The sequence below is a fragment of the Yoonia sp. F2084L genome, from assembly GCF_023015625.1.
In the GTDB taxonomy this organism is placed as follows: domain Bacteria; phylum Pseudomonadota; class Alphaproteobacteria; order Rhodobacterales; family Rhodobacteraceae; genus Yoonia.
Map to the genome: position 1 here is coordinate 572,718 of NZ_JALKAH010000001.1, position 12,100 is coordinate 584,817.

The window sequence follows — 12,100 nt, forward strand, 5'->3', positions numbered from 1 at the left end:
TCACTCAGTCAAACGTAACTTCCCGTTTGTGGGTCACGGGCACAGGTGCGTTTTCCGCGGCAATACCGTGTTTTTTCAGTTGCTGCCCGACATAGCTGTCTGGTGGGCATAGCCCATCGAACCGATTGGCGGCGAGCTTTTTGATGGGCGCCCACATGTGGATCGTGACGCTGTCTTTTGTCAGATATGCGAGTGTCTTGCCGGGTCTTTTCAGCAAGATGCGCCGTTCTGGAAACGGCACTGGGTAAAGCACGTCGACGCTTTTGGCGTGTGAAACTTCGCCAGTTTCTTGTCCGAATGCTGTGATCGCCAGCGGTCCCCAAATCCCCCAAGGCAGCTCAGTCACATCCATTGGGTTGCCAGCCGCAAACCTTGCCTGCATTTCGGCCTGAAACCGACGCGGCACCCATGCGGGCCGCGGATGAAAATCTTCCATGAAATCCAGCATCTTATGTAGCAGCTTTGAGTCAGGTGGCAGCCGCAGTACAGCGCCGTTCAGCCGCCACGATTGCGGATCGCGATAGACTTCAAAGCCAAAGAGATATGGATCATCGAAGACCAGCGGTTTGAGACAGTACACGTCCGTATCGACATAGATGATATCGGGCATGGCCTTGATCATGTGAAACCGGAATAAGTCAGAGAACAGCGCCACGCTTTGCGTGCGTTCATGCAGGATGAAATGCTCTGTATCGACGATCTCGCGTCCGTCACAGACTTTCACGCCGTCTGGTACGTTTTTGACGGTGCCATATGTGAACAGCAAAACCTCATGACCATGTGCGATAAAAGACTTGAGACAAAGCTGTTCAAGCCACGTCAATGACCCGCCAATCCAAAGTGCGCCGATCGTTGGAAGTTTGGCCATGAGAGCTCCGTTCAGACAGCTTTTATCGCTTTTGGAAAGCCACTGCGGTAATGTCAAGCGACACGGGCTGCGGGCGTTGCAGGCACCTGCCCTTGTTGATGTATCATGCTAGCGTTCGGCGCTGAGACCCAGTTTGATCGCCATGTCCGGGTCGCTTGCCAGCACAGCATCACGTGCATCCGATATTCTTTTGCGATGAAACGCGATGCTTTGTTCATGTAATTGCGCCGCGAATGGGTGTCGCGTCTTTAGATCGGATAAGGCGCCCCTCAGGGTAGATACATGACGTTGGATTGATGTGTCGGACGTGTCATTGGCGTTGAACATGTCGAAGTATGAGAAATCTATTCGTTCCTGATCGGCGCTGTTGGCTGTGCCCCGATACCGTTTCATCAAGAATGCCTCTGACGACTTGATCATATAGTGGTTCATTGAGACGAGTTGGTCGCCGTAGCTTTCCTCAAAAAACCGCCAGCCTTGGGTCAGATACCTTGAGGGCATGGGTTCTCCCGATCCGTTGACCCAATTGCACGGGCGCAAACCGTCGCGAAATCGTGGCTTCAGGCGCGGTCGGTGAATGCTGGGACGGGCGACGAATTTCGGACGAAACAGCGTTTTGAAGGCTGTGTATCGCTGAATTCTGTGAACGCCCTGAGGTGCTGCCTGATCAAATTGAGCGATCACCGGCTCATCGACAAATGCGTTGATCTGGCTGTTTCCAAACACCCGCCAGACGGCCGAGATCAGGTCGGGTTGCCCCTGCCCCATGTCGGCGATCGCTGCAAAAAGCGCAGTCATCGTGCCGTCGCCTGCATGGATATTCAGAAACTCATCTGCGTCAGCGATCAGCACCCAGTCAGCATTTTGCACATCATCCAGCTGCCACGCGCGTTGGTAAGCCCGATTTTGCGGGTCCGCATGCGTACCTGCGGGCTGACCTGAGTTTTCGATATGCGTGATCTCACCCACGGTGTCGAGATAATCGAGCATTTGCCGCGTGCCGTCGCTGCTGTCATTTGACGCGATCACGATCTGGTCGAAGCCGATGAGTTTATAGTAGCAAATCCATTCGAGCAGATAGGGTCCTTCATCCTTGACCGTGCCGACAAGCGTGCATTGGGGGGCTTTGGTCATCAGGCGCTCTCTCAAAGATGTTGCGTTTGTAGCAGTATCGGACAAATCAACTGTCGCACAAGACGAGCGCGCGTGTTGTGTGCTTTTCGCAGAGGTCGTTTTATGCGAATGCTGCCCCAAAGCAAACGCGTTGAGGAAAGAAGACCACCGGATGCAGCACCCTGCCCCGCAGCCCTTTCATACATCTGATCGTGTCAAAGCGACCTTCCTGACCGGTGAAGACCCACGTTTGGTCGTGTCATTTACCGGTATCGGAAAACCAGAGACCCGCGCGCAGGATGAAGAATTCGTGGGCTATGGCACGCAAGGCGGGCGCAATCATGTGTTGTTCGTCGCGGATACACTGCGCAGTTGGTACAATGATCCGGGCATTTTCGATGAAATTGTGGCCGTGGTTGAACGGTATCGCGCAGCACATGGAATTGCCGAGACGGTGACGTTCGGCAACTCAATGGGCGGTCATGGTGCGGTTCTTTTTGCCAAGGCGCTGGGTGCGACCTGTTGTTTTTCAATCTCGGCCCAGTATTCGGCTGACCCCGCGGTCGTGCCCGAAGAAACACGCTGGCAAGAATACCGCGACAAGATCGCAAGTTTTACCACGCCTCCACTTGCGGACGCGATTACACCAGAGTGTTTGTATTTTATCCTGCATGGTGGTGGTGATCTGGAACGGCCACATTGGTCACGGTTTCCAAAGGGCCCCAACATCCATCACTACTTGGTGGCGAAAGCCGGCCATGCGGTTGGTCGCAGGTTGAAGTCAGGGAAGCTGATGGGCGTGGCCACGCGCTATGCGATTGCAGGCCGTCCACGGGCCTTTCGCGAGGCTTTGCAAGAACCACTGGATTTGCATCGGCCGGTTTGACACAAACGGCTGGATGCAAATGTCGCCATGTACCCCCGACGACAAGATAAGGAACAGGCCGATTTCGCAACAAGACATTCAGCGTATCAAGTTGCTTCGTGACTTGGTGAAACCACAGCGACTCACGCGGATCGTTGATGTTGGTGCAAGTCCCATTAACCCTGCCCCCTATGATATGCTGCTTGACGCAGGATTGGCCGAGGTCACAGGGTTTGAGCCGCAGCCCGACCCTTTTGAAGACTTGCAAAACAATCCTATCCCAAACCGAACCGTTCTGCCTTATGCGGTTGGGAATGGCGAAGATGGGATCCTGAATGTTTGTAGGGCCAGCGGTTTTACATCCCTGCTGAAAGCGAATGAGGATTTTTTAACATATGCCGGGCGATGGCGCGCAATGATGCGTGTAGTAGAACATATCCCGGTTCAAACCCAACGCTTGATGACATTGTTGAAATTCAAGATTTTGATATGCTCAAGATAGATATTCAAGGGGGTGAACAAAACGTCTTTGAAAATGGCCTGACCAAGTTGAGCAATGCAATCGTGGTTTATTCCGAAGTCGCGTTTGTTCCGCTTTATAAAGATCAACCACTGCTGGATGCGCAGATGCAAACGCTGCGACCGCTTGGGTTTGACCTGCACAAGTTTGTATCACTCAGCCAGATCATGTTGCACACAACGCTTTCAGCGCATCTCAGACCGCGCGGTCATCGCAATCAATCCGTTGATGGCGACGCCGTTTTTATCCGCAATCTGCTGGATTTACGCGCGCTCTCAGATGAACGCCTGAAGCACCTTGCACTACTGTCCGACGCCGTTTTCCACAGCCATGATCTCACCTTGAAGCTGCTTGAGATGCTTCAAGACCCTCTAAGCATTCCGGACGCAGGCATTTCGGAATATATCGCTCTTTTGCCTGATAGGGTTGACTGACCCTAGCGGATAGTCAGTTCATCGACTTTTTGCGGTGACAAAAATGCGCGGCTTATCTTGATGAAATCCTCTAGCGCCTTGGCCTCAATCGACCTGATCGTTTGAATCTCGCGCAAGTCTTCGACGATGCGCCTGATGCGGCTGAGCCGATCAAGTGATACCGGCACCATGACATCGTTTTTATTGTTGCGCCGCCAAAACTTGGAGTTCAGATGATAGCGCTGCGTCTCGCGCCCCATGCCATCGCCACGATTGTTTTTCATCAAAAAGACGTCCTCGGATCGTATCGCATAGTGAAAAATACAGGCGTTGTCCCAAGTGAAAAGTTCGGGCGGTGTTCGGCGGAACCGTGCATGGCGTGGATGGAATAGCGACGCGGTGGGCATGGGTTCGCCACGCGTATTGACCAGACTGACGTCCGGGGCGTTGGGTGCCTTGGGCATATGATCGGTTGCACGCTGAAAGCGTGATGGCTGGAAAAGTGATTTATGCACCGTAAAGCTTGGCCGCAGGACCGCAGCCGATTGCATGCAATTTTCTGTCACCAAACCGCCAGCCCAGCGTTTGTTACCCGCATCACCAAACGGGCGCCAGGCAAGTGCGATGCAATCAGCGTCACCCGTGGCGGCAATAAGATCAGCCACCTGCCCTTTCCCCACATCAATGTTGAGGAACTCATCGGAGTCGCAGTGCAGCAGGTAATCCACGTCGCCTATAACGGGCAGTTCAAAAACCTGCTCCATCCCTTTGATTTGGGGCGACTCTTCGGGCCCCAACGTGCTTCTGATATGGATGAAATCAGGATCAGATGCTGCGATCTGGTCACAAATGGTGTCGGTCCCATCTGTGCAGTCATTGGTCACGATGATGATCGTGCGAAAGCCACACAAACGCTGGTGCGCGATCCACTCAAGCACAAAGATCGCTTCGTTGCGCATACAAGAGGCGACGGCAAAGTGCATCTGCGATCCCATTCAACTGTTCGCAACAGCTTATGTCATTATGCTGTTTCACAGCCAATGGATAATTGCGACGAAGTAGGTCCCTGCCCCGGTATGAGCATGTCGCGCGCGCCTTGCCTAGCGCTTATGCACCACCAAGACCTGATCGCGGCGTTGCTTTTGATAGCGTACCTGAAAGACAAAACAGCCGGACATTTGATCGCGGAGCGCATCAAACTCAGCGCCAACCGATGGGTCGCTATGCGTAAACGCCCGATCTTGCAGGTAGGATTGAAACAGCGCGGCGGTTTTCGTGATACCACTTTGTTCATAAGGTGGCGGCTGCCAGCGCAAATCTTCAATAATATATAGCCCACCTGAACGCAGCTTTGGAAACAGGGTCAGAAAAGCGTTCTGTTGGTGGTGGGAGGCATGCGACGCGTCATCTATGATGATGTCGAGGTCGGACAGGTCTTTTGTTGCGGCCTCAATGTTGGGGCGGGTGTCCATATCACAGCGCAGGAATGAAAACCGCTCATGCTCAAACCATGAAAAGTCAGAGATATCCAAGCCAATGATCTGTGCTTTTGTAAAGTATTCCAACCACATACGGATCGAAGGTAAATCCTTTGTCTCGCGGTCTGCTGTGATCCCATGCTCAGGCCCGCCGATCAGCAAACCCATTTCCATGAACGTGATGGGACGATCCACGAAGGGCTGAAACAGCATGTGATACAGCTCAGTGTATCTGTGCTTTGTTGAACCTTTGTCAGATCCATATTTATCGGCAAGATCGGTCAGGTTCATCATGAGCTATCTCTTTAGGGGCTGTTGGGGCGCGTTGTCCCAACGCACAGCATAGTCGCCCTGCTGGACATTTTGCACCTTTTCGATGGCGTTTGCGTTGGGCGGTTTTTGGATGACGTAATAAAGATACCAGCGGCCTTGCATGTCACGTCCGCGAAACCGCGATCCAGCTTTGCCTGTGTCTGCAACCTGGATTGTGGGGGTCGCTGGGTTGATGGGGACAGCATCGCAGGTGTGAACAATGCACCGCCGCGTATCTTGCCAGTACCGCCAGACAAGCTCGGGGCTGAATTGGTAAAAGCCATGCCCGGCCCATCCGGTCATTCCGTTGACAGATATGAAAATGCCATCGTCCTTGAGCATGTGAAAGACATTGTCGAGCGCTTGGGGTGTGTTGAAAACATGCTCAATCGTACCGCCATCGACGATGACATCGAATTTTCCGCGTAACGCTTTGGGAAGCGGTTCGTTCAAGTCGTGGGTGTAATCGCATGCCTCATAGTCCGAATAATCCATGGACTTCATCGCGGGATACCCGATCTGCGCAAAAAACGTCTCGGAAAATCCGTCATCCTGCTGATAATGACTAAGATCAGTTGGAAGATCAGCGGCTTGCAGCGCCTGCCGAAAATAGCGTCGCCCGTTAGGTCCGATGTGCATGCCCTGTCGGCCCAGCATCACGCCTGAAGACTTGTTAGCTACCAACCCTGCGGTTTCGATGAGTTTAATGCCAAATGCGTTGTCAATTCCCAAATCACCGGCGTCCTTCTTGCAGCGTCATGCGTTTGCCTATCATGGTGCAGAGGTCTATCCTAGCATGACGACAGCAATTTTTGGGCCTTGAAATGTGTAGGACAGCAGTGCCACACAGCATGCAGGATTGCTGTTGATGACAACGGCTTACGGGACGTATTCACCGCATGACCACTGAAGACGACGGGCCAGAAACGCCGGACGCCGACACAGGCGGTGTGCTAGCGCAGATCACGCAGCCATTGTGGTTTCCTGAACTTGCCCCCGGCGGCGATGGTGAAGGCTTTTTTGAAAAGACATCGCGCCATTCGATGATGTTTGTGCGCCGCGTGCGCCCCATTCTGTTTGTGTCTTTCGACAATCTTTCAAACGTCAATGACCGCAGTGCGGAACGCGGGCCCTGGGCCTATAAGTTTGCGCAAGAGTTGGCGGTTTCGCATTTGGGTGTCATGGCGCACGGCAAGCTGTGGTACCGGGATGCAGACTTGATCGCCCGTATGGAAAAACTGCGGGATGAAGGGTTCTTTGCGCAGTTTGACCGTGTTGTCCTAAGCGGGTCATCCATGGGTGCTTTTGCGGCTCTTGCATTTTCCGTACTGGCCCCCGGCGCGCATGTGCTGGCGTTCAACCCGCAGTCCACGCTTGATCCCGACCTTGTTCCTTGGGAAGAGCGGTATTGGATCGGCCGCCGTCAGGATTGGTCGCTGCCTTTCAGCGATGCGAAAGACACCTTGGCAACGGCGGCCCGTGTCAGCGTGTTCTATGATCCATATTTTGAACCGGACCGGAAGCATTTTGAACGGATCGCAGGGCCCAATGTGACGGGGTACAAATGCTGGTACTCCAACCACAAATCCGCGGTTTTCCTGCGGAAGATCGAGGCCCTGAAGCCTATTATGACTGCCGGTGTGCTCGACACGCTGACAGAGGCCGAATTCTACAAGCTCTATCGCCGCAGGCGTGAATTGCGCTGGTATGCCGGGGCTTTAGAGGGCTATTTTCTGGATCAAGAGCGCCTGTCTATGGCGAAACGCACCCGCCTGAACTTTCGCCGCCTCAAGCGTGAACGTCTGGCGGAAGAACAGGTAAACGATGGCTGATCCCACCTATACAATTGTCACGACAATGAAGAATGAAGGGCCGTTCATTCTGGAATGGATCGCCTATCACCGGTCTATCGGATTCACCGGCTTTACCGTTTTCACCAACGACTGCGACGATGGCACCGACAAGATCATCATGCGACTTGAGGAGTTGGGCGTTGCAACGCATGTGCCCAATGTCCTCAAACCCGGTCAAAGCCCCCAGCGCAAAGCGCTAAGGCGGTCGCAATGGCATGCGGAAACACAGGCGTCTGATTGGCTCATGTCGGCGGATGTCGATGAGTTCCTGATGATCCGCGCCGGTGACGGCCACCTTAGCGACCTGATGGATAAAGTCGGCGATGTGGATGCCGTATCCTTTTGTTGGAAACTATTCGGTCACGGTCAAAACGACGGGTATGAACCCGGTTTCGTGACAGAGCAATTTCGATGGGCTGCGCCGGAAAACATGTTCCCAAGTGTGCAATCGTCGGGGATCAAGACCCTTGTACGCAACAACGAGAAATTCGTGCGCATCCGCATTCACCGCCCGCTGGTTGCCGAGGATGCTGAAGACCTGCGCTGGGTCGATGGTGGTGGTCAGCCCATGCCGCCGGTTTACCGCAAATCGCGGTGGTCGGCGCATAAGGATTTTTCACACCAATACGCCCGGCTCCACCACTATGCGGTGCGTTCCGTTGATAGTTTTCTGGTCAAACGGGACCGGGGCCGGACCAACCATATCAACACCGATCAGGGGTTGGAGTATTGGCGCGCGATGAACACGAATTTTGAATATGATGAAACGATCTTACCCCGTTTGCCAGCGGCCAAGCGTGTCTACGACGACCTGATCGCTGATCCGGTTCTGGCCGATCTGCATGTGCAAGCCTGCGATTGGCATGTTGCAAAGATCAAGGAACTGAAGGCGCGCGAAGGATGGCCTGCCTTTCGTGATGCGATTTTGGCGATTGATCCCGGCGCATCATGGCGAGATCAAAAGCAACATGACTGAACCCTACACAGTCCTGCATGGTGGTTTTCACAAAACGGCTTCGACGTTTCTGCAAAAATCGCTCCAGCGCAACAAGGGAAAGCTGGCCAAATCAGGCGTCCATTACGTGCCCCATCGTCACATGCGCAAACAGTACACGGTGCCATGCCAGCAAAACGCCTATCAGGCGATCGGGATCAGACGCCGCACTGTGGTTGAAGACGCGCAATTGCGCCAAATTGCATCCGATTTCTTTGAACCTGTGACGTCAGACCCGCCGCAACGCCTTGTCTTGTCTGACGAAAACCTCGCGGGGCACTGCGGCAACTGTGTGAAGACAGGGCAGCTTTACCGCTACCGCGATCCTTTTGTCGCGTCATTTGCCCGCAACATTCCCTACCCCGTCCGCGAAGTCTATCTTGCGGTGCGCAGCTATGCGGATTTCTTCGCGGGCGCTTATGTTGAGTATTTCCGGTCTCTGCAGGAAGACAGTTCGCATGTGACCACATCCCGCATGATGTGCACGCGGGTCTTTAACCATATGCCGGGCTGGAACGGCGCGATCAGTGTCATCATTAAGCGGTTTCCTGATGCGCGTATTTTTGTCTGGCAGTTTGAAGATTTCATCAAGCACAAGGATATGGCCCCGATGTTGCTGCAAAAGCTGGTCGGTGACAGCGTGGATGTGCAGACGTTCAAAGCACCCCAAGGCGATAGCCAGCGCGAGTCTGCCTCGGGGCGCGCGATGGAACAGCTTGAGCTGATGGCTCTGGTTGATGGGCTGCCGGATATGGTTGCGGCACGCCAGAAAGTGCAAAACCGGTTTCCCCGCAATAAGGAAAACGGCCGTTTTGACCCGTGGCACCCATGGGAACGCGCGCATCTTGACCGGCTCTATATAAAAGATATTGCAAGACTGCGCACAAATAGCGCTGTCACACTGTTGGATCCTTCTGTTATGAAACGGTAGAGTACCGGTGTTCCGTTCAAATATGAGCACAATCAAGGTACGGAAACTATTTTGACCAAATAGTAAAAACTGTTAGAGACAACCTATGAGCTGCTCCATCCTCATCCTTAACGGGCCAAACCTGAACCTGCTGGGCACCCGCCAGCCCGAGGTTTACGGACCGACGACGCTCGCTGATATTGAGGCGATGTGCAACGCTAAGGCGCAAGCTCTCGGGATTGATGTCGTTTTTGCGCAGAGCAACCACGAGGGCGCGCTTGTTGATATGCTGCATGCTGCACGCGGCGTGCATGCCGGTATCGTACTGAATGCGGGTGCATATACACATACATCTGTGGCGCTGATGGATGCGATTTCCAGCATCACGGTCCCGGTGATCGAGTTGCATTTGTCCAACATTCACGCCCGCGAGGCGTTTCGCCAGACATCCTACATCGCCCCGGTTGCCGTGGGTCAAATCTGCGGGTTTGGTGCTGCGGGCTATCCCCTCGCGATGGACGCAATCCTGTCGTATATCGGAGAGGCCCAATGACGGCCCTTGTGATACAACTTGATAAACTAACGAACGCACGCACGGTCGAAGAGCTGTGGGATGTACATACCCGTCAGATGGCGACCTATGGGTTTGATCGGTTGATGTATGGGTTTACACGGTATCGCACATCAAGCGGGTTGGGTGATCCGCAGGATTGGGTGCTTCTATCGACGCAAAGCCCTGAATATATGAAGGTTTTCTTTGACGAAGGCCTTTATTACCACGCCCCGATGCTGCAATGGGCACTGGCCAACAACGGTGCTTGTAGCTGGCGCTGGATGATGGATATGAACCGGATTGAAAACCTGACCGCAAGCGAGCGGCGGGTCATGGAATTCAACAAATCCATGGATGTGACAGCGGGCTATACGGTCAGTTTCCGCTCGATTTCGGAACGGACCAAAGGTGCCATTGCGCTGACCGCCAAAGCAGGTCTGTCGCAGGATGCGGTGGAACAGACTTGGGCCAAGCATGGTGAGGAAATCATCGTGATGAACAACGTCATGCACCTTAAGCTACTCACCCTGCCCTATTCGGGTGAGCGAAGCCTGACCAAGCGGCAGCGCGAAGTGCTACAATGGGTTGGCGATGGCAAGACAACGCAGGATATCGCATTGCTGTTGGGGCTGACGTCGGCAACGGTTGAAAAGCACCTACGCCTCGCACGCGAGGCTTTGGATGTGGAAACAACCGCGCAGGCCGTGCTGAAAGCGGCGTTCTACAATCAGATGTTCGTCGTCGACACCGAAGTCGTCTAGCGAAATCTTATTGCGTCTGACGCAAGGGCAAAAATCACTAAAATGCGCAAAGGGTCAGGTTTCCCTGACTTTCTGACCATCCGGTAAAATGTCACTCTATAGAAGTTCCGTGAGTGGTGGCCTTAGGCCTGGGAACGTGGGGTCATAAACCTTGATATTTCAAGGCTCTGTGATCTTTTCCGGGTAACCGGATGCTGACGTGGCGGGTTTGCCCGTTCACGTCAGCGCTAACGATCAGTGTCGGATCCTCGTCCCGAAATTGGACCGGCACATAAATCGTTGCGGCACCGCCTGTCTTCCATATGCGGTGCCGCGCTTTTCTCCCCAGAAAGGCGAAACGGCCCGCGCGCGCAACGCGGGCCGTTTTGCGGCGTTATGCGACTTCGATAAATTCGAAAAGTTCGTAACGCGTTACACCGTTGTCAAAAATTGCCTCGCGGCTCTCGATTGCGCCGTCCAGATCAATGCGAAAAACGAAACAGCCCGCCGGGCGCGCCGACGGGCTGTTTAACGTGCATTTGCAAGCGATTTAGCCGTTCAGCTTAGCCACCTCTGCTGCAAAGTCTTCTTCGACTTTCTCGATGCCTTCGCCGACTTCAAGGCGAACAAAACCGGTGATTTCCACACCCGCTTCGGTTGCCGCCTGGGCGACTGTCACGTCAGGGTTCACGACGAACTGTTGGTTCAGCAATGTGACTTCAGCCATGTATTTTTTCATACGGCCAACGATCATCTTCTCGATCACGGCTTCTGGCTTGCCGCTTTCGCGGGCGATATCCATCTGTACCTGCTTTTCTTTCTCGACCACAGCCGCATCAAGATCAGCTTCGGACAAAGACGCAGGGTTGGCAGCCGCGATGTGCATCGCGGCCTGACGGCCAAATGCTTCGTTATCGCCGTTCATTGCGACCAGAACGCCGATGCTGCCCATGCCGGGTGCCGCTGCATTGTGCACGTAGTTGACGACACTGCCGCCCTCAAGCGCTGCCATGCGGCGCACGGACATGTTTTCGCCGATCACGGCAACCGCGTCTGTCACTGTCTGTTCGACAGTTTTGCCGCCCATGTCAGTAGCTTTCAATTCATCAATGTTGGACGTGCCCAAAGCGACCTGTGCGATGCCGGAAACCATCTTTTGGAAATCAGCGTTCTTGCCGACAAAGTCAGTTTCAGAGTTCACTTCAACAGCGATCCCTTTGCCACCAGACACAGCAACGGCAACAAGGCCTTCTGCGGCTGTACGACCGGATTTCTTTGCAGCTTTCGCCAGACCCTTGGTGCGCAGCCAGTCAACCGCAGCTTCCATGTTGCCGTCGTTTTCTGTCAGCGCCTTTTTGGCGTCCATCATGCCTGCGCCTGTGCTGTCGCGCAGCTCTTTCACCATTGCAGCGGTGATTGCCATGTTACTTCTCCTTTGGAGGTATAATTGGGGTGTCGGGCGGGGCGCGTGTCCCCTACCC

12 protein-coding genes and 1 pseudogene are annotated in these 12,100 nt (G+C 54.0%); 7 read left to right on the top strand and 6 right to left on the bottom strand.

Annotated elements, in window-relative coordinates; all coding sequences use genetic code 11:
- Window positions 1–4 precede the first annotated feature (4 nt).
- Together MWU60_RS02785 and MWU60_RS02790 are read right to left on the bottom strand one after the other, a co-directional pair.
- Window positions 5–868, bottom strand: coding sequence for a hypothetical protein (locus MWU60_RS02785; protein WP_247225519.1), 864 nt, complete (start codon window positions 866–868; stop codon window positions 5–7).
- 108 nt (window positions 869–976) lie between these two features.
- Window positions 977–2,002, bottom strand: a complete 1,026-nt coding sequence (locus MWU60_RS02790; RefSeq protein WP_247225520.1) for a glycosyltransferase family 2 protein — start codon at window positions 2,000–2,002, stop codon at window positions 977–979.
- A gap of 151 nt (window positions 2,003–2,153) precedes the next feature.
- Between MWU60_RS02790 and MWU60_RS02795 the strand changes: the two genes are divergently transcribed.
- Window positions 2,154–2,867 carry a hypothetical protein gene (locus tag MWU60_RS02795; protein WP_247225521.1) on the top strand — a complete coding sequence of 238 codons (714 nt, stop codon included), beginning with the start codon at window positions 2,154–2,156 and terminating at the stop codon, window positions 2,865–2,867.
- 175 nt (window positions 2,868–3,042) lie between these two features.
- Window positions 3,043–3,800, top strand: a pseudogene (locus MWU60_RS19570) (FkbM family methyltransferase).
- Window positions 3,801–3,802: 2 nt separating this feature from the next.
- On the opposite strand, the gene MWU60_RS02810 reads toward MWU60_RS19570, so the two are convergent.
- The 3 genes from MWU60_RS02810 to MWU60_RS02820 form a co-directional block, all read right to left on the bottom strand.
- Complete coding sequence (locus tag MWU60_RS02810; RefSeq protein WP_247225524.1) at window positions 3,803–4,774, bottom strand: glycosyltransferase family 2 protein; 972 nt, start codon at window positions 4,772–4,774, stop codon at window positions 3,803–3,805.
- Window positions 4,775–4,879: 105 nt separating this feature from the next.
- A complete protein-coding gene (locus MWU60_RS02815) occupies window positions 4,880–5,551 on the bottom strand; it encodes a class I SAM-dependent methyltransferase (RefSeq protein ID WP_247225525.1) in 672 nt (223 codons plus the stop codon).
- A 3-nt stretch (window positions 5,552–5,554) separates the two neighbouring features.
- Entirely contained in the window at window positions 5,555–6,301 is a 747-nt protein-coding gene (locus MWU60_RS02820; protein WP_247225526.1) for a class I SAM-dependent methyltransferase, read from the bottom strand.
- Window positions 6,302–6,468: 167 nt separating this feature from the next.
- Between MWU60_RS02820 and MWU60_RS02825 the strand changes: the two genes are divergently transcribed.
- The 5 genes from MWU60_RS02825 to MWU60_RS02845 all read left to right on the top strand — a co-directional run bounded on the left by MWU60_RS02825 (window position 6,469) and on the right by MWU60_RS02845 (window position 10,640).
- Window positions 6,469–7,401, top strand: coding sequence for a hypothetical protein (locus tag MWU60_RS02825; RefSeq protein ID WP_247225527.1), 933 nt, complete (start codon window positions 6,469–6,471; stop codon window positions 7,399–7,401).
- Complete coding sequence (locus MWU60_RS02830) at window positions 7,394–8,398, top strand: glycosyltransferase family 2 protein (protein ID WP_247225528.1); 1,005 nt, start codon at window positions 7,394–7,396, stop codon at window positions 8,396–8,398. Before MWU60_RS02825 ends, MWU60_RS02830 begins: the two co-directional genes overlap by 8 nt.
- Window positions 8,391–9,347: a hypothetical protein gene (locus MWU60_RS02835; protein ID WP_247225529.1), complete on the top strand. Its 957-nt coding sequence runs from the start codon at window positions 8,391–8,393 to the stop codon at window positions 9,345–9,347. The genes MWU60_RS02830 and MWU60_RS02835 overlap by 8 nt, the downstream gene beginning before the upstream one ends.
- 85 nt (window positions 9,348–9,432) lie before the next feature.
- A complete protein-coding gene (gene aroQ / locus MWU60_RS02840) occupies window positions 9,433–9,879 on the top strand; it encodes a type II 3-dehydroquinate dehydratase (RefSeq protein WP_247225530.1) in 447 nt (148 codons plus the stop codon).
- A complete protein-coding gene (locus tag MWU60_RS02845; RefSeq protein WP_247225531.1) occupies window positions 9,876–10,640 on the top strand; it encodes a LuxR family transcriptional regulator in 765 nt (254 codons plus the stop codon). The genes aroQ and MWU60_RS02845 overlap by 4 nt, the downstream gene beginning before the upstream one ends.
- Window positions 10,641–11,169: 529 nt before the next feature.
- Here the strand turns inward: MWU60_RS02845 and tsf are convergent.
- Window positions 11,170–12,042 (bottom strand): translation elongation factor Ts, encoded by an 873-nt coding sequence (gene tsf, locus MWU60_RS02850; RefSeq protein ID WP_247225532.1) that lies wholly within the window; start codon window positions 12,040–12,042, stop codon window positions 11,170–11,172.
- Window positions 12,043–12,100 lie beyond the last annotated feature (58 nt).